This is a genomic window from Faecalibacterium sp. I4-1-79 (genome assembly GCF_023347235.1).
Lineage (GTDB): Bacteria > Bacillota > Clostridia > Oscillospirales > Ruminococcaceae > Faecalibacterium > Faecalibacterium tardum.
The window spans coordinates 2,863,646-2,886,746 of the sequence record NZ_CP094467.1 but is presented as its reverse complement, the minus strand read 5'-3'; the positions used below and the strand labels follow the sequence as shown (position 1 = coordinate 2,886,746).

The window sequence follows — 23,101 nt, the reverse complement described above, 5'->3', positions numbered from 1 at the left end:
GCACAATGAAGCTTCATGAATTGCACGCCAGCAAGGGCGCCAATAAGGCTGCAACCCGCAAGGGCCGCGGCATTGGCTCCGGCAATGGCAAGACTGCCGGCTTCGGCAGCAAGGGCCAGAAGGCCCGTTCCGGCGTGAAGCACGCTGGTTTCGAGGGCGGTCAGATGCCTCTGGCACGCCGCCTGCCCAAGGTTGGCTTTAACAACATCTTTGCTACCCAGTACGCCATCGTCAACGTGGCCGATCTGGAGGCTGCTTTCAATGCCGGCGATGTCGTCGATACCGAGGCTCTGAAGGCTAAGGGTCTGGTCAAGAAGACTCTGGACGGCGTTAAGGTTCTGGGCAACGGCGAGCTGACCAAGGCTCTGACCGTGAAGGCCGCAGCCTATTCCGCTTCTGCCAAAGAGAAAATCGAGAAGGCAGGCGGAAAGGCTGAGGTGATGTAAGGTGTTCCAGACATTCCGTAACGCATGGAAGATCCCCGAGCTTAAAAATCGTCTTCTGTTCACGCTGGCGATCCTCGTGGTTTACCGTCTTGGCTGTGCCATCCCCGTGCCGTTCGTTTCTGGCTCTGCACTGACGCAGATGTTTGCAAACGGCGATATGCTCTCGTACCTCAATATGATGAGCGGCGGCGCACTGGCAAGATGCACGCTCTTCGCGTTAGGTGTGACACCCTATATCAACGCCTCTATTATTGTGCAGCTGCTGACTGTGGCCATTCCCGCGCTGGAAAATCTGGCAAAGGAAGCGGACGGCCAGCAGAAGCTGCAGCAGATCAACCGGTACGCCGGTGCCGTGGTCGCACTGATCATGAGCATTGGCTACTACTTCGTGATCCGCAATATGGGTGCACTGAAGTATGTTTCCGGCGCAGTCGGCGTGTTCGCCGCTGTGGTCATCATCGCTACCTTCGTTGCAGGTGCTCAGTTGATCACCTGGGCGGGCGAGCAGATCGATGACAAGGGTATCGGCAACGGTGTTTCCCTTCTGATCTTCGCCTCCATCGTTTCCAACTGGTCCTCGCTGTACACCTCTGTGACGGGTCTGATGACCCGCGCAGCGGCCGGCGAGCCTCAATTCTATATCCTGCTGCCCGTTCTGGTAATTCTGGCACTGGTCGCTGTGGTCTTTGTGGTGGTCATGACCAACGCAGAGCGCCGCATCACCATCCAGTACGCCAAGCGTGTGGTGGGCCGGAAGCAGATGGGCGGCCAGAACAGCTACCTGCCCCTGAAGCTGAACATGAGCGGCGTCATGCCCATCATCTTCGCTTCGGCACTGGTGTCCATCCCGGGCACCATCGGCAGCTTTTTGCAGATCGATCAGACCGCTCACCCGGTCTGGTATGCGTTCTTCCATACCTTCAACTACACCTCTTGGCTGTACGTTGTGATCTACCTGCTGCTGATTTTGGCATTCAACTACTTCTATGTGGCCATCCAGTACAACCCCGTTGAGATCGCCAACAATCTGCGCCGCAACAACGGCTCGATTCCCGGCTTCCGTCCCGGTAAGCCGACCAGCGATTTCATCACCCGCACCCTGAACAAGATCACCCTTATCGGTGCCATCTTCTTGGCTGCGGTGGCTGTACTGCCGATCATTCTGGGCAACCTGACCGGTATGAGCATTCAGCTGGGCGGTACCAGCCTGCTGATCGTGGTTGGTGTGGCACTGGATACCACCCGCAGCCTCGATAGCTTTATGACCATGCGCAACCACAAGGGTTTCCTTGGCTGATCTGAAGCAATAAAGATGTAAGAAAGCACTGGAAAGGAGAGTACGCTCATACTTTTCAGTGCTTTTTTGCTTTTGTACGGTATGTTTCTATCATGTGACATATAAGAAAGGAAGCGATCCTATGAATCTGATCCTGTTGGGCGCACCCGGCGCAGGCAAAGGCACGCAGGCCGAGATCATCTGCGCAAAGCTGAACATCCCTTCCATCAGCACCGGCAACATCCTGCGTGCTGCTGTCAAGGAGGGCACCGAGATGGGTCTGAAGGCCAAGAGCTTTATGGACGCCGGTGCACTGGTGCCCGATGAAGTCATCATCGGCATCCTGAAGGAGCGTCTGGCACAGGCTGACTGCGCCAACGGCTTCATTCTGGACGGCGTGCCCCGCACCATTGCGCAGGCAGAGGCCATCGAGACCATGGGCATCCGCATCGACAAGGTGCTGGAACTGCAGGTTGAGGACAGCGTGATCGTGGAGCGCATGAGCGGCCGCCGCGTCTGCGAGAAGTGTGGCGCAAGCTACCACATCCTGAACAAGAAGAGCAAGGTGGAGGGCGTCTGCGACCTGTGCGGCGGCAAGACCGTCATCCGCAAGGACGACCAGCCCGCAACCGTGCTGGATCGTTTGAAAGCCTACCATGAGCAGACCGAGCCGCTGGTGGAGTTCTACCGCACCCGCGGCAAGCTGGCAGAGATCAAGTTCTGCCCCTCCATCGAGGAGACTACGGCTGAAGTCATGAAGGCTTTGGAGGCATAAGCGTGATTCAGATCAAAAATGCAAAAGAGCTGGACGGTATGCGCCGGGCAAACGCCCTGAGCGCAGCTGCCCTGAAGTACGGCGGAGAGCACATCGAAGCAGGCATGACCACTTGGGAGCTGGACAAGCTGATCTACGACTTCATCGTGAAGCACGGCGGCATCCCCAACTTCAAGGGTCTGTACGGTTTTCCCGGCACAGCCTGCATCAGCCTGAACGATACCGTCATCCACGGCATCCCCTCTCATGATATCGTCATCCGCCCGGGTGACATCGTGAGCATCGACACCGGTGCCAAGGTGGATGGCTTCAACGGCGACAACGCCTGCACCTACGCGGTGGGCAAGGTGGACTTGGAAGCCCAGCGCCTGCTGGAGGTGACCAAGGCTTCTCTGTACAAGGGCATCGGGCAGGCCGTGGCGGGCAACCGCATCGGTGATATCGGCTACGCCGTGCAGAGCTACTGCGAGGACGCGGGCTTCTCTGTGGTGCGTGACTTTGTGGGTCACGGCACCGGCAAGGAACTGCACGAGGACCCCGAGGTGCCCAACTACGGCCATCAGGGCCGCGGGCCCCGTCTGGTGCCCGGCATGACCATTGCCATTGAGCCGATGATCTGTCAGGGCGACTACAAGATCAAGCAGCTCAGCGACGGCTGGACTGTCAAGACCAAGGACGGCGGGCTGGCTGCTCACTTTGAGCACTCCATCGCCATCCTGAAGGACCGCACCGAGATCATGACCCGCAGCTGGGATGACCCGGATTTTGACCCGGCCACCTTCAGCTTGAAGTAAGCAACCATTAAAAGGAGCCGCTGCACAGACGATGTGCGGCGGCTTCTTTTGCTAGAAGGACGATTTTGAATGGCTTCCGCTGTGCTCTAGCCATGTTTAGCGGAAGAATTATTTTAAATTTCGGGATATCGGAACGCCTGCGGGCGTTCCGATATCCCATTTTCACAGGTGGGGTCGTGGAGAAAAACAGCATTTGCAGCGCCACTTTCTGCGAAAGTGCGGTGCTGCAGGAAAACCTTCTGCCAGCCTTCAGCAGGCTGAACCGGTATGTAACCATTTTCCCTTTACGACCCCTCTGCGTGAAAATGCGTTTGGAGCACTCCGCAGAGTGCGACAAACGCAAAAATAAAAATAATCGTACCGCTATTTATGCCCAGAGCACAGCGGAGGGCATTTTAAATCGTTTTGTTTGCCCCAAAAGGCTGTCTGCGGAGAAACAGCAGACTGCCTTTTCCGCTCCTCCACCCTGCAATTTGTGCAATTGTGACAAGTTTTCGTGAAAAAGTTTCACCTTCGCGGTGGAGAACCGCGAAAGGAGGACGGGACGGAAAAGAGCTTTTATACAGAATAATTTTTTATCGGAAATACGGAAAAAACCTCTTGCAAATTGACAACAAAAGGTGTATAATCTATAAATGGCTGTGGAAGCCAGATACTTCCTCGACGGACAGGCTCAGTCTGCCCGTTTTGCGGATTTTGTGCCGCAGGAGATGAAGTATGTGGCGCTCATCGCCACCTGTCCGTCTGGGAATCGGCGTGAAAGCTCCCCGAAAGAGAAGCGGCAAACTGCACAAAAACGGGCGCAGGCACGGAAGAATGCAGTGCTTTCTGTTTTTTGGAGCGGGAGCACCGGTGCTCAATTATGACAAACTGAGCAGATCCAATGAGGAGGCAAATAGCTTGTCTAAAGAAGACGTCATCGAGATCGAAGGCATTGTGCGTGAAGCCATGCCCAACGCCATCTTTAAGGTGGAAATGTTGAGCGAGGATAAGAACACCGGGAAGCTCACTCCCAGCGGTCACATCCTCTTAGCGCACATCTCCGGCAAGCTGCGGACCAATTTCATCCGTATCCTGCCCGGGGACAAGGTAACCGTGGAAATGTCGCCCTATGATCTTTCTAAGGGCCGCATCACCTGGCGCTCCAAATAAGCGTCAGGGCATCAACCAAAAGGAGGTTCAACATCATGAAGGTCAAGCCTTCCGTGAAACCCATCTGCGAAAAGTGCAAGGTCATCCGCCGCAAAGGCCGCGTGATGGTCATCTGCCAGAACCCCAAGCACAAGCAGCGCCAGGGCTAATTCGGGCGCCTGGGGGTCAAGTGCGTAGAGTCCCGGCGCAGACCCCGACACTGACATGGGATGATTTTTGGAGGAAACTACTATGGCACGTATTGCCGGCGTTGACCTGCCCCGCGAGAAGCGCGTTCAGGTGGGTCTCACCTACGTTTATGGTATCGGCCAGACCACTGCTAACAAGATCCTGGAAGCAACTGGCATCAACCCCGATACCCGCGTCAAGGATCTGACTCTGGACGAAGAGGCTAAGATCCGTGACTACATCGATCAGGCAAACATCCTCGTTGAAGGCGACCTGCGCCGCAACGTGGCTCTGGACATCAAGCGTCTGGTCGAGATCCAGTCCTTCCGTGGCACCCGCCATCGCAAGAATCTGCCCTGCCGCGGCCAGCGCACCAAGACCAATGCTCGTACCTGCAAGGGTCCCAAGCGCACTGTCGCAAACAAGAAGAAGTAAGGAGGATTTGAGAAATGGCAAGTGCAAATAACGCCAAGAAGGGCGCAAATGTCCGCATGAAGCGGAAAGAGCGCAAGAACATTGCTGCTGGTCAGGCTCACATCCAGTCTACCTTCAACAATACTGTCGTTACCATCACCGACCTGCAGGGTAATGCAGTGTCTTGGTGCTCCTCCGGCTCCCTGAACTTCCGTGGCAGCCGCAAGAGCACCCCGTTCGCAGCTCAGTCCGCTGCCGAGACCGCAGCTAAGACTGCCATCGAGCACGGCATGAAGACTGTTGAAGTTTACGTCAAGGGCCCCGGCGCTGGCCGCGAGTCCGCTATCCGTGCGCTGCAGGCTACCGGTCTGGAAGTCACCCTGATCAAGGACGTGACTCCCATCCCCCACAACGGCTGCCGTCCCCCGAAGCGCCGTCGTGTCTGATCGAAGGAGGAAATTGAATTATGGCAAAGAATACGCAGCCTATCGCAAAGCGTTGCAAGGCCCTGGGCATTTCTCCTGCGGTCATGGGCTATGCAAAGAAGAATACCACCCGCAACTCCAACGGCAACGTCCGCAAGAAGCAGTCTGAGTACGCATCTCAGCTGAAGGAGAAGCAGAAGGTCAAGTTCATTTACGGCGTTCTGGAGAAGCAGTTCCACAACGCTTACCTGAAGGCAGAGTCCCGCCCCGGCAAGACCGGTGAGAACCTGCTGCAGATCATGGAGTGCCGTCTGGACAACGTCGTGTTCCGTCTGGGCTTTGCTCAGACCCGCCGCGACGCTCGTCAGCTGGTGTCTCACGCTCACTTCACCGTCAACGGCAAGAAGGTCAACATCCCCTCTTACCAGGTGAAGGCCGGCGATGTGATCGAAGTGCGCGAGTCCAGCCGCAGCTCTGCAAAGTTTGCAAAGCTGACCGGTGCCGAGGCTCCCGTTGTGGCTCTGCCCGCATGGCTGAACCGCGAGACCGGTTCTCTGAAGGGCGTTGTCGCTAAGCTGCCCGAGCGCAGCGATATCGACTACGAAGTCGCAGAGCACCTCATCGTCGAGCTGTACTCCAAGTAATCCATTAAGAAGGCACTGCCTTCCTTTTGGATGGCACGCTTTCGCATTCTTTTTTGAAAGAATTCAATAATGGGCCGGTGGAAACACCGGTTTGACAAGGAGGGCATAGATATGATGGAGATTGAACGTCCCAAGATCGAAACGGCAAGCCTGTCCCCGGACGGTCGCTACGGCAAATTCGTGGCAGAACCTCTGGAGCGTGGCTTTGGCATCACACTGGGCAATAGCCTGCGTCGTGTGCTTCTTTCCTCTCTGCCCGGTGTCGCCGTGACCAGCGTCAAGATTGACGGTGTGGTCCACGAGTTCTCCACCATTGAGGGCGTCAAGGAAGACGTTACCGAAATTGTCCTGAACCTGAAGGGTATCGCTGCAAAGCTGTACACCGATGGTCCGAAGACAGTGCGTGTTGAGGCAGTTGGTCCCTGTGAGGTCACTGCTGACAACATCAAGCAGGGCGACGACATCGAAATTCTGAACCCTGAGTGGCACATTGCAACTCTGGGCGAGGGTGCCAAGCTCGTTATGGAGCTGACTTTCGACAAGGGTCGCGGCTATGTGCCCGCAGAGCGCAACAAACAGGCTATCATCGAGAAGAACGATATCAACACCCTTCCCGTTGACAGCATTTACACCCCTGTGCTCAAGGTGAATTATAACGTCGAGAGCACCCGTGTTGGACAGGCCATTGATTACGACAAGCTGACCATTGAGGTTTGGACGGATGGCACGATCAACGCACAGGAAGCCGTTTCTCTGGCTGCCCGTGTGCTGACCGAGCACCTGAACCTGTTCGTCAACCTGTCGGACGAGGCCGCCGGCGCTGAGATCATGGTAGAAAAGACCAACGACGACAAGGAGAAGGCTCTGGAGATGACCATCGAAGAGCTGGATCTGAGCGTGCGTTCCTTCAACTGCCTGAAGCGCGCAGGCATCAACACGGTGGAAGATCTGGTCAGCAAGAGCGAGGACGAGATGATGAAGGTCCGTAACCTCGGTCGCAAGAGCCTGGAGGAAGTCATGGCTAAGCTGGACTCCCTTGGCTTCAAGCTGAACACGGATGACGAATAACTAAAATAATTTAAGGAGTGAAACGGGATGCCCGGTACCAGAAAGCTCGGTAGAACCAGCGACAGCCGCAACGCTATGATGCGCGCTATGGTTACCTACCTGTTAGAGAATGGCAAGATTGAGACCACTGTCACTCGCGCTAAGGACGTTCGTTCCATGGCCGAGAAGATGATCAGCCTTGGCAAGGCCAGCGACCTGCACACCAAGCGTCAGATCTACGCCTACATCACCAAGGAAGATGTTGCAAAGAAGCTGTTTGACGAGATCAGCCCCAAGTACGCTGACCGCAACGGCGGCTACACCCGCATCATCAAGATCGGCGCTCGCCGCGGCGATGCAGCTGAGATGGCAGTTCTGGAGCTCGTCTGATCCTGCTCTGACTGTTTGATACAGTAACCAAAGAAACCATTGCACAGCTTTTGTGCAGTGGTTTCTTTTTTTGCAATTTATTGCAAAAGTGCGTGGGATGTTCTCTTTTGACACCAAAAGAGAACCGGAAAAGTGCATTGCGCTCCGCGGGGTGACTTTCTGCTTGTTTTCAGCGTGCAAAGACGCTCCGCTGGGCCAGAGGTAGGGAGGGGTGTTCCGATTCCCCCCTCCCTACCTCTGGACTCCACCCACCCCGCAACAGGTCAAGGGCTGCACGCCCTTGACAATCCTAAAGAAGAAGTCGAAGCACAAAAAAGCTAGCGCTGCGCCAGTCGGCGCTATCGCTTTAACGCTTTTTTCGCTTCTCCATCTATAGCCCCTCAGTCGCTGCGCGACAGCCCCCCCCGGGGGAGCGGGCACGCCCGCAAACTTTGCACTTGAGCCGGAAACCTTCCCGCTATGCCAAAGGCTCCCTCTCAGAGGGAGCTGTCAAAACCGTCAGGTTTTGACTGAGGGAGTTCAGCCTGTTGAGAGCCTGCCGCAAATTTCCCCGCCGCGCCGCGCTTTCGCAGAAAGCGGCGCTGCAAATGCCGTTTCCCTCCACGACCCCACCCGTGAAAATGCAATGCCGGAGCGTCCGCAGACGCTCCGGCATTGCTCTATTAAAAATAATCTTTCCGTTGAATATGGCCAGAGCGCAAGCGGAGGCCATTCAAAATCGTCCCACGCGTAAGCGCCAGATATGCCCACCCCCTTTTTTGTGTCCGCAAAGTGTGGTATACTGAAAATAGCATTTTATGCCCGGAAGGAGGTTGACCGGTATGAACAGAACCCACAGGCTGCGGCTGGTGCTGTGCACGCTGCTGTGCTTTGTGCTGTGCAGCTGCCAGACCGTGCTGCCGGCCAACGAAAAGGCACAGGTAGAGGAACTGCTGCGTGCCCCGAAACTTTCCGGCGATTACGGCGCGCTGCAAACTGCCCTGAACGACTGGCTGGGGGAGAGCGCCCAGCTGAAATATCCCATTCAGGGCGAGCTGCTTTCTCCCTTTGTGCTGCAGGACTTGGACGGCGATGGTCAGCAGGACGCGGCGGTGCTGTATACCACCGCCCAGACCGCCAACGTCTGCGTAGCCATTTTGCAGCGAGACGATGCCGGAAGCTGGCAGGTGCGCCAGAGCGTGGAAGGCCTTGCCGAAACGGTGGAGAACGTCAGCCTTGCCCAATTGCAGGATACAGACAGCTGCCAGCTGGTTGTGGGCTATACCGCCGCCCAGAATGATCACTATCTGGCGGTGTACTCCTATCAGGACGGCACCCTGTCCACTATTCTGGAGCAGCAGTATGAGCAGTATCTGGTGGAAAATATCACCGGCGGCGGCAGTCAGGATCTGATCCTGATGTCCACACAGGAGGACGGCAGCGTGCAGATCGAGCTGCTGACCGCAGACCGCAAGGGCAGCTTCCGGCAGGTGACGGTCAACGGCCTTTCCGCGGATAAGTTCTCCGGCTGCGCCTCGGTGGCGGCGGGCGCGGGCGCGGACGGACGGCACTATCTGGTGCTGGACGGCTGGACTGGCATTTCCGGCAACAATCTGGCCTCGGTGCTGCTGTGCTACGACGAGACTAGCCAGCAGATGGTGCCCGCCACACGGATCAGCAGCCAGCGGCTGTATAATGCTTCTCTGCGCAACGTGCCCACGCTGGTCAGCCGAGACCTGGACGGGGACGGCATCGTGGAGATCCCCACCCAGCCGGACGAGGCGGGTCTGCTGAACCTGAGCCAGAGCCGCCGCATGGACTTTATCGTCTGGATGGACTACACCAGCAGCCACCCGGAAAAAAGCTTTGGCCTGCTGGACGAAGAGACCAACTGCTATATCGAACTGCCCGCTGAGTGGGAGGGCAATCTGAAACTGGCCGACAGCGAGGAATATGACGGCGCAGTGGAGCTGCGCACGGTGGACGAGAATCAGCTGGTGCTGACGGTACGGCTGGCAAGGACCTCGGCCAACTCCACCGGCTGGACCCGGCTGGGCGTGGTAGCGTCCCGTCAGGTGCAGGCCAAAATGGGTCCGGACGTTTTGCTATCTGACACGAACTACCGCCTTTCCAAGGCGTTGTATCTGCTGAATTAAGGAATGGAGGATGCTGCATGGTACGAGTGCTTGTTGTAGAAGATGAAGCCAATATCCGCGATATGATCGCCCTGAACCTGCGCCATGCGGGGATGGAGGTAGTGGAGGCCGAAAGCGCCGAAGCCGCTCTGCCGCTGCTGGCACAGAAACCCGGCTGTGATGCCGCAATTCTGGACGTGATGCTGCCGGGCATGAACGGGTTCTCGCTGTGCGAGACCATCCGCCGCACCGACCAGCAGATCGGTATCATCATCCTCAGCGCCAAGGGACAGGAGCAGGATAAGATCCGCGGCCTGTCCATCGGCGCAGACGATTACATGACCAAGCCTTTCAGCGTCAGCGAGCTGCTGGCGCGGGTGGAGGCGCTGTGCCGCCGAGTCACCCGCACCAAGGAAGGGGAGAGCCGGGAGAATACCCCGCTGGGCACTTTGACCAGCGGCGACTTTGTGCTGGACGAGAACCGCCGCGTTCTGCTGAAGGCCGGTCAGCCCATTGAGTTGACACAGGTGGAGTTCCAGATCATGGAGCTGTTCTTCCGCAACCCGGGCACCGCGCTGGTGCGTGAAAAGATCCTGAAAGGGGTCTGGGGCGAGAACTACTTCGGCGACGTAAAGATCGTGGATGTGAACATCCGCCGCCTGCGCATGAAGGTGGAGGACGAGCCCAGTCACCCCACCCACATCATGACCGTGTGGGGCTACGGCTACCGGTGGGAAGAATAAAAATGTGATTCAGAAAAGTCCTACGGACTTTCCTGAATCACAAAAAAATATTTTTTTATTATCGATACTCACCGAAAGGAGGACACTGTTATGCGAAGCGGTATCACCCGCCGCTGGCTGCGGGGCAACCTGCTGATCACCGTACTGGTGGTGTTGCTGGCCGAGGTAATGTTCCTGTACAGCTATACCCGGGGCTATTACAGCAGTGTGCAGCAGATCATGTACCGGCGGTTCTCCTCGGTGACCGGTCAGCTGAAAATGTATACCGGCGATACCGCCCAGAGCGCCGCTGCCAGCCGCAGTCTGGCGCTACGGCGCATGGTGGAACAGTTTGCCGATAAGGACAAATACGAGTTCATGCTGCTGGACAGCTACGGCGGCGTCATTGCCTCCTCCAGCGGTACAGACGCGGAGGGCATCGTCAGCAGTAAGGACTTTGAACAGGCGCTCAACGGCCCGGACGGTCTGGGCGTGGCGGTGTACCGCACCCAGTCTGGTGAGGTAGTCATGGCGGCCTGCTCGCTGGTGCCCTACGACGCCGAGGACGTGGCCGCGCTGCGGCTGGTCACCAGCCTAGCGCTGGTGGAGCGGCAGGTCAAAAACGCCATCATCATCAGTGTATTCATTGCAATTGCGATCTTGCTGTTTACGATCATGTCCGGGCTGTACTTCGTGCGGGGCATCGTGGTGCCGCTGGGGCAGGTGGAACGCACCGCTGCCGGCATCGCCCGGGGCGAGCTGGATGTGCGTCTGCCCCTGACCGGCGACCCCCATGATGAGGTGGATCGGCTGCGCGGCACCATCAACCAGATGGCTGAGGGTCTGGAAGAGACCGAGAAGATGAAGAACGAGTTCATCAGTTCGGTGTCCCACGAGCTGCGCACCCCGCTTACCTCCATCCGGGGCTGGGTGGAGACCCTGATGACACTGGACGACCCCACGGACGAGAACTATCGCAAGGGACTGGAGATCATCAATAACGAGACCGGGCGGCTGAACAATATGGTAGAGGAGCTGCTGGATTTCAGCCGCCTGCAGAACGGACGCATCCGCATGGAGTGCCGCCCGCTGGACTTGGTGGCAGAGCTGACCGATGCGGTACTCTTCTGCGAGGCGCGCATCCGGCAGGAGGGACTGCTGCTCCACTACACCGAGCCGGAGGAGATGATCCCTGTCTACGCCGACCCGGATCGTCTGCGGCAGGTGTTCATCAATATTCTGGACAATGCCATCAAGTACTCTGCCCCCGGCGGGCGTATTACGGTCAAGCTGTGGGCAGGGGAGTACAAGGCCTTTGTGGAGATCATCGATCAGGGACGCGGCATCCCGCCGGAGGATCTGGAAAACGTAAAGACCAAGTTCTACAAGGGCAGCAACTCGGTGCGTGGCAGCGGCATCGGTCTGGCGCTGGTGGATTCCATCATGACCGCACTGGACGGCACGCTGGATATCAAAAGCACCCTCGGGCGCGGCACGGTGGTCACGCTGGGTCTGCCGCTGTACCACAAGGCATGAGAAACGCCCAAAACACAGATTTTGTCACATTTGTGTGCTAAAATGAGCTTTGCTCGGGGATAGGCCCCGGATAAAATATAAAAAAGACCGTCCTTTGCCGCAAGCGGCAGGGGCGGATATCGGGAGAAACCAATGAATCAACCTAAAAAGGAACGCTTTAAGACCAGCGTAGGCGGGCAGGCACTGATGGAAGGCATCATGATGCGCGGCCCTAAACAGATGTGCTGCGCCGTACGCAAGCCGGACGGCACCATTGAGACCAAGCTCGACCCCACCCCCACCCACGGGGTATGGACGAAGATCCCGCTGGTGCGCGGTGCCATTGCCATGATCGAAAGCATGATCGTGGGCTACCGCTACATGATGTACTCGGCACAGGTGAGCATGGGGGACGACTACGACCCCGCCGAGGAGGAGACTGCCTTTGAAAAATGGGTGGGGGAGCATCTGGGCGAAAAAGCCGAGAACGCGCTGATGACCGTGGCGGCGGTGCTGGGCGGTCTGCTGGCGATTTTGCTGTTCACCGTGCTGCCCACCTTCCTTGTGGGCGGGGTGAACCGTCTGCTGCCGCTGGGGCGCTGGGGCAAGGTGGTGCTGGAAGCCGTGCTGAAGGTAGCCATCTTCCTGACCTATATGGTGGGCATCTCTAAAATGAAGGAGATCCACCGCGTGTTTGAGTACCACGGTGCAGAGCACAAGACCATTGCCTGCTACGAGGCGGGCGACCCGCTGACCGTGGAGAACGTGCGCAAGTACACCCGCTTCCACCCCCGCTGCGGCACCAGCTTCCTCATTCTGGTAGTCATCGTCAGCGTGTTCCTGTACAGTGTGCTGCCGTGGGGCAGTATTGGTCTGCGGGTGGTGTGCAAGCTGCTGCTGCTGCCGCTGGTCATGGGCATCAGCTATGAGCTGCTCAAGTGGTGCGGCCGGTCGGACAATATTGCCACCCGCATCATCCGGCAGCCGGGCATCTGGGTGCAGCATCTCACCGTCTTTGAGCCGGATGACAGCATGATCGAGGTGGCCATTGCAGCCGTTACCCCCGTGCTGCCCGAGACCCCGGAGGAGGGCAAATGGTAAGCGAAGCAATGCTCCCCCGCGCAGCGGTGCGGGAGGTGGAGCAGCGGCTGACCGCCGCAGGCTGCCCGGACGCGGACTTTGACGCGCGGGAGCTGTTCCGGCTGGCGACCGGGCGGGACGTGCGCCTTTCCGACCGTCCGCTGACCGCAGAGCAGGCGGCGGGGCTGGAATCCCTCTGCACCCGCCGCGCCGCGCGGGAGCCGCTGCAATACCTCTGCGGCAGCTGGAGCTTTTTAGATTTTGAGCTGGCGGTGGGCCCCGGGGTGCTCTGCCCCCGGGCGGACACCGAGGTGGTGGCGCAGGCCGCCGCCGAGACCCTTGTGGGTATCGCCGCGCCCCGGGTGCTGGACCTGTGCGCCGGCACAGGCTGTCTGGGGCTGGGGGTCAAGCGCTTCTGCCCCGCCGCGCAGGTGACCTGCGTGGAAAAAAGCCCTGCGGCCTTTGCCTATCTGGAAAAGAACGCCCGCTGCGCGTTGAGCGGACAGGGCAGACAGACCGAGAATGTGCTGGAACCCTCTGCCCTTGAGCAGGCAAATGCCCCTGCTTTTGATTGGGGCCCGGCGCTGAACGCGCTGCGGGCAAACCAAAAGCCCGCCTACGCGGTGCAGCCGGTGCAGGCAGACCTGTTCACCTACTGGGAAACCCTGCCGGAGGGGCAGCTGGAGCTCATCGTCTCCAACCCGCCCTACCTGACCGCCGCAGAGATGGAGCAGCTGCAGCCTGAGGTGGCACAGGAGCCTGCCATGGCGCTGGAAGCCGGGGAGGACGGCCTTGTGTTCTACCGTGCGCTGGCGCAGCACTACAAAAATGCGCTGTGCCCCGGCGGGGCGCTGGTGCTGGAGATCGGCTGGCAGCAGCGGGAAGCTGTAACCGCCCTGCTGGCGGAGTACGGCTGGGCAGACATCCGCTGCATTCAGGACTTTGGCGGCAACGACCGCTGCGTGACTGCCCGCCGCCCAAAATAAATTGGAAAAAACAAACAACTTCTTGTTGTAATATTTTGATTTTGTGTTATACTAAGAAGGAAAGCGAAGCACAGCCCGCCCTCTGCGGGCGCAAAGGATAAAAGGAGCAGCAGGCTATGGCAAAAAATCAGAACAACAACGTTGCACCGGCCACCCAAAAGACCGAGCCGGAAGCCAAGAAGGACGCGCTGGCTACGGCGCTGGCGCAGATCGAAAAGCAGTTCGGCAAGGGCGCCGTCATGAAGCTGGGCGACAACGCCTCCATGCAGGTGGATGCCATTTCCACCGGCAGTCTGGGGCTGGATCTGGCGCTGGGCGTGGGCGGTGTGCCGCGCGGCCGCATCATCGAGGTGTACGGCCCGGAATCCAGCGGTAAGACCACGCTGGCACTGCATATCCTTGCCGAAGCCCAGAAGAAGGGCGGCGAGGTGGCCTTTATCGACGTTGAGCACGCACTGGACCCCACCTATGCCGAGGCACTGGGCGTGGATATCAACAACCTGCTGGTCAGCCAGCCGGATACCGGCGAGCAGGCCATGGAGATCTGCGAAGCGCTGGTGCGCTCCGGTGCCATTGATGCCATCGTAGTGGACTCGGTGGCCGCTATGGTGCCCCGCGCCGAGATCGAGGGCGAGATGGGCGACAGCCATGTGGGCTTGCAGGCACGTCTGATGAGTCAGGCCATGCGTAAACTGACCAGCGTCATCGGCAAGACCAACACGGTCTGCGTGTTCATCAACCAGCTGCGTGAGAAGGTGGGCGTCATGTACGGCAACCCGGAGGTGACCACCGGCGGCCGTGCCCTGAAGTACTACGCCTCGGTGCGTATCGACATCCGCCGCGTGGAGGGCCTGAAGGACTCCTCCGGCCAGTTTATCGGCAACCACACCCGTGCCAAGATCGTCAAGAACAAGGTGGCTCCGCCGTTCCGTGAGGCCGAGTTCGATATCATGTTCGGCGAGGGCATCTCCAAAATGAGCGAGCTTATCGATGTGGGCGTCAAGCTGGGTATCGTGCAGAAGAGCGGCGCATGGTTCAACTACGGCGATATCCGTCTGGGTCAGGGCCGCGACAACGCCAAGCAGTTCTTAAAGGATAACCCCGAGATCGCCAATGACATTGAGGGGCAGATCCGCGCCAACGCTGATAAGCTGTACGCCACCCGCCGCCCGGCAGGCCGCGCCGCCGCAGTGGAGAAGCCCGCCGAGCCCGCCGCCGCAAAGGAGCCGGTGGTCAAGGCTCCCACCCGCAGCAGCGAGAGCGAGCTGGACATCATGGTGGAGGACTAAATGGCCTTCTACCGCCGTCGACCCCGCCCGGATGCGGAAAAGTGCGCCGACCCCGTCAAGGCGCGGGCCAGCGCCCTGGAAACGCTGGCCGGGCAGGAGGTCTCTGCCAATATGCTGTATGAGCGGCTGTGCCGCCGCTATACCGAACAGGCCGCTGCCGCCGCTGTGGCGGAGATGGTGCAGCTGGACTATGTGAACGATGCCCGCTACGCCGAGGCACGGGCACACAGTCTGCTGGCTGCCCGCAAAAGCCGCCGCGCCGCCGCCCAGAGCCTGCGCCAGAAGGGGCTTGCCCCCGCCGAGGTAGCGGGCGCGCTGGAAGCAGTCTACGCCCCGGAGGACGGCGGCGACGACCCGGAGCTGGAGGCCGCCGCCGCGCTGGTGGACAGCCGCTACCGCAAAAAGCTGGCCATCGGCCGCCGCGACCTTGTGGTGGCCGCGTTGCAGCGCCGCGGCTTTGCCTACCCCGTCATCAAAGAAGCCATCCGCAGGGTGGAGGAGGAAGGGTAGAGGCAGTAGACGGGAGATGTTCTCTTTTGACACCAAAAGAGAACCGGAAAAGTGCATTGCGCTCCGCGGGGTGACTTTCTGCTTGTTTTCAGCGTGCAAAGACGCTCCGCTGGGCCAGAGGTAGGGAGGGGTGTTCCGATTCCCCCCTCCCTACCTCTGGACTCCACCCACCCCGCAACGGGTCAAGGGCTGCACGCCCTTGACAATCCTAAAGAAGAAGTCGAAGCACAAAAAAAGCTAGCGCTGCGCCAGTCGGCGCTATCGCTTTAACGCTTTTTTCGCTTCTCCATTTATAGCCCCTCAGTCTCGCTACGCTCGACAGCTCCCCCAAGGGGGAGCAAGCGCTCGCCCGCAGCGCCATGCTTTCGCAGAAAGCGGCGCTGCAAATGCCGTTTTCCGTTATGACCCCATCCGTGAAAATGGGGTTCAGAAACGCCCGCAGGCGTTTCTGAACCCCAAAATTTAAAATAGTTCTTCCGCTGACTATGCGCAAAGCGAACGCGGAGCGCATTTTAAATCCTTAAATCGTAAAAATTCAAAAGCATCCCTCAAAAGAGAAAGAGAGTATCATCCCTTATGAAAATTGCGTGTATTTCCCTTGGCTGCCCGAAGAATCAGGTGGATCTGGATGTGATGGTGCACATCCTGCTGTCTGCCGGGCACGAGACTGTGGCTGATCTGGCCGAAGCCGATGTCATTCTTGTGAACACCTGCGGCTTTATCGAGAGCGCCAAGACCGAAGCCATTGAAAACATTCTGGAAGCCTGCGCTTATAAGCAGCAGAACCCGAACCTGAAGGTCATCGTTACCGGCTGCCTTGCCGAGCGCTACCGCAGCCAGATCGAGGAAGAGATCCCCGAGGTGGACGCCGTTGTAGGCTGTGCCTCCAACAAGGCCATTGATACCATCGTGGAGCGGCTGTTCCATGGGGAGAACCATCTGGAAAGCTACGGCGCCAAAAAGGACTTCCCGCTGGGCGGCAAGCGCGTCATCGGCACGCCCGCCCATTATGCGTACTTAAAGATCGCCGAGGGCTGCAACAACCGCTGCCACTACTGCGCTATCCCGGGCATCCGTGGCCCGCTGCACAGCCGCGATATGGCCGACTGCGTTGCCGAGGCCCGCTGGCTGGCCGGTGAAGGCGTGAAGGAGCTTATTGTTGTGGCACAGGACCCCACCGCCTACGGCGAGGACTGGGGCAAGCCCGGCAGCATCTGTGAGCTGCTGGACAAGCTGAACAAGGTGCCGGGGCTGGAATGGATCCGCATCATGTACGCCTACCCGGAGCGCATCACCGATGAATTCATCGCCGCCATGAAGCGCAACGAGAAGGTGGTGCCCTACCTTGACCTGCCCATCCAGCACTGCAACGATACCATCCTGAAGAACATGAACCGCCGCTCCACCCGTGCGGAGCTGCTGGAGGTGATCGGCAAGCTGCGCCGCGAGATCCCCGGCATCACCCTGCGCACAACCCTGATCGCGGGCTTCCCCGGCGAGACCGAGGAGCAGTTCGAGGATCTGTGCAACTTTGTCAAGGAAGTGCAGTTCGACCGTCTGGGCTGCTTTGCCTACTCTGCCGAGGAAAACACCGTGGCAGCACGGATGGACGGCCAGATCGAGCAGGAGGTCAAGGACAAGCGTGCCGAGCTGGTGATGCAGATCCAGACCGGCATCATGGCGCAGAAGCAGGCCGAAAAGGTAGGCCAGACCGTGCACGTTCTGTGTGACGGCATCGACGAGGAAAACGGCCTGTACCTCTGCCGCACCACCGGCGATGCGCCGGAGGTGGACGGCTGCGTCTGCGTTTCCAGCGAGGAACCGCTGTACCCCGGCCAGTTCTATGATGTGCTGGTAGAGGATAGCGACCTTTACGATCTGTATGGTACAGTCGTAAAATAACGAATTGGAGGATAAAATCTATGAATCTGCCCAATAAACTTACCCTGACCCGCATTATTCTGGTGCCGGTGTTCATGATCTTTGTGTCCCTGACCGGTCTGGACGGCATCGTAGACGGCACTTTCAACCCCACCTTCTACCTGCTGGCCGGTATCGTGTTCGCTGCTGCCAGTTTTACCGACTATCTGGACGGCCATCTGGCACGCAAGTGGAACATGGTCACCGATTTCGGCAAATTTGCCGACCCGCTGGCCGATAAGCTGCTGACCACGGTGGCCTTCATCTACATGCTGCGGGACGGCGTGTGCAGCCCCGTGGTGCTGTGCATCATTCTGGCGCGCGAGTTTGCAGTGTCCGGCCTGCGCATGGTGGCCGCCGGCGCCAAGGACGGCAAGGTCATCGCCGCCAACATGTGGGGCAAGGTCAAGACCGTGCTGCAGATGCTGAGCATCATCTTCTACTTCTTCGGCACTGCCCTGAGCTACCGCGGTACGGTGGACAGTGTTTCCATCGTGGTGGTGGTCTCTATCGCCCTGTGCTGGCTGGTGGCCGCTGTGACCGCCATTTCCGGCATCAAGTACCTGTGGGACAACCGCAGCTTTATCAACACCGCAAAGTAAAAATGTGGAAAACCAAAGGCCGCTGCACTCACCGTGCAGCGGCCTTTTGACTGTGTGGGACGATTTGGAATGCGCTCCGCAGGGGTAGCAGGTGGTAGCCGGGGATGTTCTCTTTTGACACCAAAAGAGAACCAGAAAAGTGCCAGCGATTTCGACGCGCTGGAGCCACGAAAAAGGGGCTGCTCGCCCCTTTTAACCCCAAAGGGGAGGGCTACACCGGAAAAAACTGAAGATTCACGCCTGTTCGGCGTGAAGATCTTTTAACCGTTTTTTCCGGCTCCGCCGATTTGAAGCCCCTCAGTCGCTGCGCGACAGCTCCCCCAAGGGGAGCGTTTCCACCCGCAAGCTTTGTGCTTTAGTCGGAAACTTTCTCGCCATGCCAAAGGCTCCCTCCCAGATGGAGCTGTCAAAGCCGTCAGGCTTTGACTGAGGGAGTTCAGCCCGCTGAAAGTCTGCAAAAAACTTTCCCCCGCCGCGCCGCGCTTTCGCAGAAAGCGGCGCGGCAGCTGTCGTTTTCCTCTACGCCCCCTCTCGTGAAAATGCAATGCCGGAGCGTCCGCAGACGCTCCGGCATTGCTCTATTAAAAATAATTTTTCCGCTATTTATGCGCAGAGCAACGCGGAGCGCATTAAAAACGTTCACGCCCCGGCAGGTGCATTGTCAGGAAAGCACTGCGCTTTCCTCCACCTTGTCCAGCACCGCCAGCTGCAAAGCGTTCAGCATACTGCGCTGTGCGCCGTAGGTGTCGGCGTAGGAGCTGTTGGCGCTGTCGATCTGCTCCTGTGTGGGGGTGATGTCCAGCTGCTCCGCAATGGCCTGAAAGACCAGATCCTGCTTGGCCAGATGCTCAAAGTAGGCATCGGAATCTGCCAGCATCGCGTCGGCATCGGCGTAGCCCTTGGCCTGTGCGTAGGCGTCCAGCTCCATGCCGTACTTGGTAGCAAGCTGAGAGTGGTAGTTCAGGAACATCCGGATGTAGTAGCCCGTGATCTGGGTGGGGACATCTTTAAAGGTGGAGTTCGTGAGCAGATAGTCCATCGCGGCGTTATCCAGATTGTTGGCGTACAAGGCACGGTCAAAGTACTGGCGCAGGGCGTCTGCGGTGTGCAGGTCGTCGCTGGCGGCAAAATTGGTCTCCACCCACTCGTCGGTCAGGGTGGGCACAACGCTCTGGGTGATGGCGTTCAGGGTCACGCTGAACACGGCTTCCTTACCGCTGAGGGTGATGGTGTTGCCCTCGGCGTCGGTGGAGTCGCCGTAGCCCTCCGGGAAGGTAACAGTCACATCAAAGGTGTCGCCGATGTTGTGGCCGATGATCTGATCCTCGAAGCCGTCAATAAAGGTATGGCTGCCCAGCGTCAGGTCATAGCCGGTGGCGGTGCCGCCGGTAAAGGCTACGCCATCTACCGCGCCGGAATAGTCGATGTTTACGGTGTCGCCGCTCTGGGCTGCCCGGTCGGTGATGTTCTGGGTGGTGGCGTACTGGTTCAGCAAAGTGTCGATCTGAGTCTGGATTTCTGTCTCGGTGGGCTCGATATCGGCCTTGGAGAGCGGCAGCGCGGATACATCCTCCGGCAACGTCACATAGTCCAGTGCGCGGATGCCGGTCCAGTGGCCGTTATCGTCCAGCCCCTCCGAATAATCGAAGCTGGCGTAGTCGAAATCCGACACCTTGCCGTAGATGGACACGCTTGCGCCGGATGCGGCAGAGGATGCCGTGGTGCTGCCCTGCTTTTTGAGCAGCATAAAGCAGGCCGCAGCTACGCACAGCACAGCAGCCACCGCGCACAGCACACACAACAGGATCTTGGTAATGCGTTTCAAAAGAGATACCTCCTAAAAATAGCAGACCGTTTTCACGGAGAATGCAAATATCATACCATCCTATTATAACGGAAAAATGCGAAAAGAAAAGATTTTTGCGAAAATTCCACAAATGCTGCCCGGCACAGGTATCACTTTTGCCCGCTTTGAGGCGGGAAATGCCGCAAAACCGGTGGAAATACCCGGACGGTTCTGTTACAATAAAAATAAGTGAGCCTTCCCGGAACATAAGGCTCCCTCACTGAGGGGGCTGTCGAGCGTATGCGAGACTGGAGGAGTTCCTCCTTCCGTCATCGCTGCGCGATGCCACCTCCCTCATGGAGGGAGGCTTGTCCACTGAGAGAGGGCGAGGATGCGAACCGTAACGGAGGAAAGTTAAATGGATTACAATAAAGCAGCTCTGGAAATGCACGAGACCCACAAGGGAAAGGTGGGCATCGTGAGCAAGGTGGAGGTCGCTACCCGTGACGACCTGTCCACCGCCTACACCCCCGGTGTGGCCGAGCCCTGCCGCAAGATCAAGGAAAACCCCGACGATGTGTATAAGTACACCTTCAAGGGCAACATGGTAGCCGTTGTCTCCAACGGCACCGCCGTGCTGGGCTTGGGCGATATCGGCCCGGAAGCCGGTCTGCCGGTCATGGAGGGAAAGGCCGTGCTGTTCAAGGAGTTCGGCGGCGTGGATGCCTTCCCCATCTGTATCGACGCCCACGACGCTGCCAGCGTTATTGCAGCCTGCAAGGCTATTGCGCCCACCTTTGGCGGCATCAATCTGGAGGATATCAAGAGCCCCGAGTGCTTCGAGATCGAGGAGACCCTGGAGCGGGAGCTGGACATCCCCGTGTTCCACGATGACCAGCACGGCACCGCCATCGTGGTCACTGCTGCCCTCATCAACGCCCTGCGCGTGGTGAATAAGAAGATGGAGGACGTGCACATCGTCCTGAACGGCCCCGGCGCTGCCGGTACCGCCATCATCAAGATGCTCATGACCGCTGGTGCCAAGGACATCGTGGCGGTGGATCAGTTTGGCACCCTGTACAAGGGCTGCAACAGCGCCGAAGCACACAAGAACTGGCTGGGCGAGGTGACCAACCCCCGCCAGATCAAGGGCGGCCTGAAGGAAGCGCTGGAGGGCGCTGATGTGTTCATCGGTGTGTCCCGCCCCGGCATCCTGACCACCGAGCTGTGCAAGACCATGAACAAGGACGCCATCGTCTTTGCCATGGCAAACCCCACCCCGGAGATCATGCCGGATGAAGCCAAGGCGGGCGGCGTGCGCGTAATGGCTACCGGCCGCAGCGACTTCCCCAATCAGGTCAACAACGTGCTGTGCTTCCCCGGCCTGTTCAAGGGCGCGCTCAGCGTCCGCGCCCGGGATATCAACAATGAGATGAAGCTGGCTGCTGCCTACGCCATTGCAGACCTCATCACCGATGCCGACCGCAGCGAGGAGAACATCATCCCCGGCGCGTTCGATCCCCGCGTGGCCGAGGCTGTGGCAAATGCCGTGGCAAAGGCTGCCCGCGAGACCGGCGTGGCACGGTTGTAAGCGGAGGACACAGGCATGAGAACGATCTCCGCACAGAGCATTACGGATACGGTGGCGCGGCTCTGCATTAAAGCCAACACTCAGCTGCCGCAGGACGTGCAGGCAGCGCTGGAAAAGGCACGGGAAGAAGAGCCGTGGCCGCTGGCAAAGAACACATTAGACCTGCTGTGGTCGAACCTTGGCGCTGCAAAGGAGAAAGACCTGCCCATCTGTCAGGACACCGGCATGGCCTGTGTGTTCGTGGAGCTGGGCACGGATGTGCACATTGACGGCAGCTTTGAAGCCGCCATCCACGAGGGCGTGCGCCGGGGCTATACGGACGGCTACCTGCGCAAAAGCATCGTGGCCGACCCGCTGCGCCGGGGCAACACCGGCGATAACACCCCGGCGGCCATCACAGTGCATCTGGTGGACGGCGAGGGCTGCCGCATTACGGTGGCACCCAAGGGCTTTGGCAGCGAGAACATGAGCCGCATCCAGATGCTCAAGCCCGCCGACGGCGTGGAGGGCTTTAAAAAGTTCGTGGTGGATACCGTAAAGCTGGCTGGCTCCAACCCTTGCCCGCCCATCGTGCTGGGCATCGGCGTGGGCGGCAGCTTTGACAAGGTGGCGTATCTTGCCAAAAAGGCGCTGCTGCGTCCGCTGGATATCCCCAACCCCGACCCCTACTACGCCCAACTGGAGCAGGAGCTGCTTACCGCCATCAATGCACTGGGCATCGGCCCGCAGGGCTTTGGCGGCAAGACCACCTGTCTTGGCCTTGCCATTGAGCAGATGCCCACCCATGTGGCGGGGCTGCCGGTGGCTGTGAATGTTTCCTGTCATGTGACCCGCCGCGCCAGCGCGGAGCTGTAAGGAGGGGAGAAGAATGGAATACAGACTGACTACCCCCTGCACCGCGCAGGAGCTGGCCCCGCTGAAAGCGGGGGATACCGTGCTGCTTTCCGGCGTGGTGTACACCGCCCGGGATCAGGCACACAAGCGGATGATGGAGGCACTGGACAAGGGCGAGACCCTGCCTTTTGATCTGGAAGGCAGCGCCATCTATTATGTAGGCCCCACCCCGGAGCGCCCGGGCGAGGTCATCGGCTCGGCAGGGCCCACCACCAGCGGACGCATGGATGCCATGAGCCCCCGGCTGCTGGATCTTGGCAACAAGATCATGATCGGCAAGGGCAAGCGGGACGCCGCCGTCAAGGCAGCTGTGGTGCGCAACGGCGCGGTATATCTGGCTGCGCTGGGCGGCGCCGGTGCGCTGATGGCAAAAAGCGTGCAGACGCTGGAAGTGATCGCATGGCCGGACTTGAGCTGTGAGGCGGTGCGCCGCCTGACCGTGCAGGATATGCCCCTGACCGTTGTGCTGGACGCCCACGGCGGCGACCTGTACGAGACTGGCCCTGCGGCCTATCTGGCTGCGCTGTAAATTGCACCCTTTGCACAAAACAGGGACGGTGT

Annotated in this window: 26 protein-coding genes; 25 read left to right on the top strand and 1 reads right to left on the bottom strand. The window is 59.0% G+C overall.

The window, feature by feature from the left end; translation table 11 throughout:
• The first annotated feature begins 5 nt into the window (after nucleotides 1-5).
• From rplO to pgsA, 21 genes are all read left to right on the top strand, one after another.
• Nucleotides 6-446, top strand: coding sequence for a 50S ribosomal protein L15 (gene rplO, locus MTP36_RS14180; protein ID WP_097779113.1), 441 nt, complete (start codon nucleotides 6-8; stop codon nucleotides 444-446).
• 1 nt (nucleotide 447) lies between these two features.
• Complete coding sequence (secY, locus tag MTP36_RS14175; protein WP_249241215.1) at nucleotides 448-1,743, top strand: preprotein translocase subunit SecY; 1,296 nt, start codon at nucleotides 448-450, stop codon at nucleotides 1,741-1,743.
• A 121-nt stretch (nucleotides 1,744-1,864) separates the two neighbouring features.
• Nucleotides 1,865-2,497 carry an adenylate kinase gene (locus tag MTP36_RS14170; RefSeq protein ID WP_005921841.1) on the top strand — a complete coding sequence of 211 codons (633 nt, stop codon included), beginning with the start codon at nucleotides 1,865-1,867 and terminating at the stop codon, nucleotides 2,495-2,497.
• Between the two features lie 2 nt (nucleotides 2,498-2,499).
• A complete protein-coding gene (gene map, locus MTP36_RS14165; protein WP_005921840.1) occupies nucleotides 2,500-3,291 on the top strand; it encodes a type I methionyl aminopeptidase in 792 nt (263 codons plus the stop codon).
• Nucleotides 3,292-3,926: 635 nt separating this feature from the next.
• The gene (locus MTP36_RS14160; protein ID WP_249251480.1) at nucleotides 3,927-4,157 is read left to right on the top strand and encodes a hypothetical protein; all 231 of its coding nucleotides are present in this window, start codon (nucleotides 3,927-3,929) and stop codon (nucleotides 4,155-4,157) included.
• 34 nt (nucleotides 4,158-4,191) lie between these two features.
• Nucleotides 4,192-4,443, top strand: coding sequence for a translation initiation factor IF-1 (gene infA / locus MTP36_RS14155; protein ID WP_005937979.1), 252 nt, complete (start codon nucleotides 4,192-4,194; stop codon nucleotides 4,441-4,443).
• Nucleotides 4,444-4,478: 35 nt separating this feature from the next.
• A complete protein-coding gene (rpmJ, locus tag MTP36_RS14150; protein WP_005921832.1) occupies nucleotides 4,479-4,592 on the top strand; it encodes a 50S ribosomal protein L36 in 114 nt (37 codons plus the stop codon).
• An 82-nt stretch (nucleotides 4,593-4,674) separates the two neighbouring features.
• A complete protein-coding gene (gene rpsM / locus MTP36_RS14145; RefSeq protein ID WP_005921827.1) occupies nucleotides 4,675-5,046 on the top strand; it encodes a 30S ribosomal protein S13 in 372 nt (123 codons plus the stop codon).
• Between the two features lie 14 nt (nucleotides 5,047-5,060).
• A complete protein-coding gene (gene rpsK / locus MTP36_RS14140; RefSeq protein ID WP_005921825.1) occupies nucleotides 5,061-5,471 on the top strand; it encodes a 30S ribosomal protein S11 in 411 nt (136 codons plus the stop codon).
• Nucleotides 5,472-5,491: 20 nt separating this feature from the next.
• Complete coding sequence (gene rpsD / locus MTP36_RS14135; RefSeq protein WP_005921823.1) at nucleotides 5,492-6,094, top strand: 30S ribosomal protein S4; 603 nt, start codon at nucleotides 5,492-5,494, stop codon at nucleotides 6,092-6,094.
• 111 nt (nucleotides 6,095-6,205) lie between these two features.
• Nucleotides 6,206-7,162, top strand: a complete 957-nt coding sequence (locus MTP36_RS14130) for a DNA-directed RNA polymerase subunit alpha (RefSeq protein ID WP_015537248.1) — start codon at nucleotides 6,206-6,208, stop codon at nucleotides 7,160-7,162.
• A gap of 27 nt (nucleotides 7,163-7,189) precedes the next feature.
• The gene (rplQ, locus tag MTP36_RS14125) at nucleotides 7,190-7,531 is read left to right on the top strand and encodes a 50S ribosomal protein L17 (protein WP_249251478.1); all 342 of its coding nucleotides are present in this window, start codon (nucleotides 7,190-7,192) and stop codon (nucleotides 7,529-7,531) included.
• Nucleotides 7,532-8,352: 821 nt separating this feature from the next.
• Nucleotides 8,353-9,666 (top strand): hypothetical protein, encoded by a 1,314-nt coding sequence (locus MTP36_RS14120; RefSeq protein WP_249251476.1) that lies wholly within the window; start codon nucleotides 8,353-8,355, stop codon nucleotides 9,664-9,666.
• A 17-nt stretch (nucleotides 9,667-9,683) separates the two neighbouring features.
• The gene (locus MTP36_RS14115; RefSeq protein WP_249251474.1) at nucleotides 9,684-10,388 is read left to right on the top strand and encodes a response regulator transcription factor; all 705 of its coding nucleotides are present in this window, start codon (nucleotides 9,684-9,686) and stop codon (nucleotides 10,386-10,388) included.
• 90 nt (nucleotides 10,389-10,478) lie between these two features.
• A complete protein-coding gene (locus MTP36_RS14110) occupies nucleotides 10,479-11,903 on the top strand; it encodes a sensor histidine kinase (protein ID WP_249251472.1) in 1,425 nt (474 codons plus the stop codon).
• A gap of 132 nt (nucleotides 11,904-12,035) precedes the next feature.
• Nucleotides 12,036-12,983 carry a DUF1385 domain-containing protein gene (locus MTP36_RS14105; RefSeq protein ID WP_097779119.1) on the top strand — a complete coding sequence of 316 codons (948 nt, stop codon included), beginning with the start codon at nucleotides 12,036-12,038 and terminating at the stop codon, nucleotides 12,981-12,983.
• Nucleotides 12,977-13,948, top strand: coding sequence for a N5-glutamine methyltransferase family protein (locus tag MTP36_RS14100; RefSeq protein ID WP_249251468.1), 972 nt, complete (start codon nucleotides 12,977-12,979; stop codon nucleotides 13,946-13,948). The genes MTP36_RS14105 and MTP36_RS14100 overlap by 7 nt, the downstream gene beginning before the upstream one ends.
• 116 nt (nucleotides 13,949-14,064) lie before the next feature.
• Nucleotides 14,065-15,237 carry a recombinase RecA gene (gene recA / locus MTP36_RS14095; protein WP_117553723.1) on the top strand — a complete coding sequence of 391 codons (1,173 nt, stop codon included), beginning with the start codon at nucleotides 14,065-14,067 and terminating at the stop codon, nucleotides 15,235-15,237.
• Nucleotides 15,238-15,747: a regulatory protein RecX gene (locus MTP36_RS14090; protein WP_249251466.1), complete on the top strand. Its 510-nt coding sequence runs from the start codon at nucleotides 15,238-15,240 to the stop codon at nucleotides 15,745-15,747.
• 576 nt (nucleotides 15,748-16,323) lie between these two features.
• Nucleotides 16,324-17,649 (top strand): 30S ribosomal protein S12 methylthiotransferase RimO, encoded by a 1,326-nt coding sequence (gene rimO, locus MTP36_RS14085; protein ID WP_055187124.1) that lies wholly within the window; start codon nucleotides 16,324-16,326, stop codon nucleotides 17,647-17,649.
• Between the two features lie 20 nt (nucleotides 17,650-17,669).
• Nucleotides 17,670-18,269, top strand: coding sequence for a CDP-diacylglycerol--glycerol-3-phosphate 3-phosphatidyltransferase (gene pgsA / locus MTP36_RS14080; protein ID WP_249251464.1), 600 nt, complete (start codon nucleotides 17,670-17,672; stop codon nucleotides 18,267-18,269).
• 661 nt (nucleotides 18,270-18,930) lie between these two features.
• On the opposite strand, the gene MTP36_RS14075 is transcribed toward pgsA, so the two are convergent.
• Entirely contained in the window at nucleotides 18,931-20,094 is a 1,164-nt protein-coding gene (locus tag MTP36_RS14075) for a trigger factor (protein WP_249251462.1), read from the bottom strand.
• A gap of 76 nt (nucleotides 20,095-20,170) precedes the next feature.
• Between MTP36_RS14075 and MTP36_RS14070 the strand changes: the two genes are divergently transcribed.
• From MTP36_RS14070 to MTP36_RS14055, 4 genes are all read left to right on the top strand, one after another.
• A complete protein-coding gene (locus MTP36_RS14070; protein WP_249251460.1) occupies nucleotides 20,171-20,308 on the top strand; it encodes a hypothetical protein in 138 nt (45 codons plus the stop codon).
• A 165-nt stretch (nucleotides 20,309-20,473) separates the two neighbouring features.
• The gene (locus tag MTP36_RS14065; protein ID WP_112090919.1) at nucleotides 20,474-21,646 is read left to right on the top strand and encodes an NAD(P)-dependent malic enzyme; all 1,173 of its coding nucleotides are present in this window, start codon (nucleotides 20,474-20,476) and stop codon (nucleotides 21,644-21,646) included.
• Nucleotides 21,647-21,661: 15 nt separating this feature from the next.
• Nucleotides 21,662-22,501: a fumarate hydratase gene (locus tag MTP36_RS14060; protein ID WP_055186876.1), complete on the top strand. Its 840-nt coding sequence runs from the start codon at nucleotides 21,662-21,664 to the stop codon at nucleotides 22,499-22,501.
• 13 nt (nucleotides 22,502-22,514) lie between these two features.
• Nucleotides 22,515-23,069 carry a Fe-S-containing hydro-lyase gene (locus tag MTP36_RS14055; protein ID WP_249251459.1) on the top strand — a complete coding sequence of 185 codons (555 nt, stop codon included), beginning with the start codon at nucleotides 22,515-22,517 and terminating at the stop codon, nucleotides 23,067-23,069.
• The last annotated feature ends 32 nt before the right edge of the window (nucleotides 23,070-23,101 follow it).

Excerpts from the sequence above, each read along its gene's own strand:
- MTP36_RS14065 (WP_112090919.1), top strand. The coding sequence starts at position 20,474 with ATGGATTACAATAAAGCAGCTCTGGAAATGCACGAGACCCACAAGGGA.
- recA (WP_117553723.1), top strand. The coding sequence starts at position 14,065 with ATGGCAAAAAATCAGAACAACAACGTTGCACCGGCCACCCAAAAGACC.
- MTP36_RS14160 (WP_249251480.1), top strand. The coding sequence starts at position 3,927 with ATGGCTGTGGAAGCCAGATACTTCCTCGACGGACAGGCTCAGTCTGCC.
- MTP36_RS14055 (WP_249251459.1), top strand. The coding sequence starts at position 22,515 with ATGGAATACAGACTGACTACCCCCTGCACCGCGCAGGAGCTGGCCCCG.
- rpsM (WP_005921827.1), top strand. The coding sequence starts at position 4,675 with ATGGCACGTATTGCCGGCGTTGACCTGCCCCGCGAGAAGCGCGTTCAG.
- pgsA (WP_249251464.1), top strand. The coding sequence starts at position 17,670 with ATGAATCTGCCCAATAAACTTACCCTGACCCGCATTATTCTGGTGCCG.
- MTP36_RS14100 (WP_249251468.1), top strand. The coding sequence starts at position 12,977 with ATGGTAAGCGAAGCAATGCTCCCCCGCGCAGCGGTGCGGGAGGTGGAG.
- MTP36_RS14070 (WP_249251460.1), top strand. The coding sequence starts at position 20,171 with ATGCGAAAAGAAAAGATTTTTGCGAAAATTCCACAAATGCTGCCCGGC.
- rpmJ (WP_005921832.1), top strand. The coding sequence starts at position 4,479 with ATGAAGGTCAAGCCTTCCGTGAAACCCATCTGCGAAAAGTGCAAGGTC.
- MTP36_RS14170 (WP_005921841.1), top strand. The coding sequence starts at position 1,865 with ATGAATCTGATCCTGTTGGGCGCACCCGGCGCAGGCAAAGGCACGCAG.
- MTP36_RS14110 (WP_249251472.1), top strand. The coding sequence starts at position 10,479 with ATGCGAAGCGGTATCACCCGCCGCTGGCTGCGGGGCAACCTGCTGATC.
- MTP36_RS14130 (WP_015537248.1), top strand. The coding sequence starts at position 6,206 with ATGATGGAGATTGAACGTCCCAAGATCGAAACGGCAAGCCTGTCCCCG.
- rplO (WP_097779113.1), top strand. The coding sequence starts at position 6 with ATGAAGCTTCATGAATTGCACGCCAGCAAGGGCGCCAATAAGGCTGCA.
- MTP36_RS14120 (WP_249251476.1), top strand. The coding sequence starts at position 8,353 with ATGAACAGAACCCACAGGCTGCGGCTGGTGCTGTGCACGCTGCTGTGC.
- rpsK (WP_005921825.1), top strand. The coding sequence starts at position 5,061 with ATGGCAAGTGCAAATAACGCCAAGAAGGGCGCAAATGTCCGCATGAAG.
- rimO (WP_055187124.1), top strand. The coding sequence starts at position 16,324 with ATGAAAATTGCGTGTATTTCCCTTGGCTGCCCGAAGAATCAGGTGGAT.
- rplQ (WP_249251478.1), top strand. The coding sequence starts at position 7,190 with ATGCCCGGTACCAGAAAGCTCGGTAGAACCAGCGACAGCCGCAACGCT.
- rpsD (WP_005921823.1), top strand. The coding sequence starts at position 5,492 with ATGGCAAAGAATACGCAGCCTATCGCAAAGCGTTGCAAGGCCCTGGGC.
- MTP36_RS14060 (WP_055186876.1), top strand. The coding sequence starts at position 21,662 with ATGAGAACGATCTCCGCACAGAGCATTACGGATACGGTGGCGCGGCTC.
- MTP36_RS14090 (WP_249251466.1), top strand. The coding sequence starts at position 15,238 with ATGGCCTTCTACCGCCGTCGACCCCGCCCGGATGCGGAAAAGTGCGCC.
- MTP36_RS14105 (WP_097779119.1), top strand. The coding sequence starts at position 12,036 with ATGAATCAACCTAAAAAGGAACGCTTTAAGACCAGCGTAGGCGGGCAG.
- MTP36_RS14115 (WP_249251474.1), top strand. The coding sequence starts at position 9,684 with ATGGTACGAGTGCTTGTTGTAGAAGATGAAGCCAATATCCGCGATATG.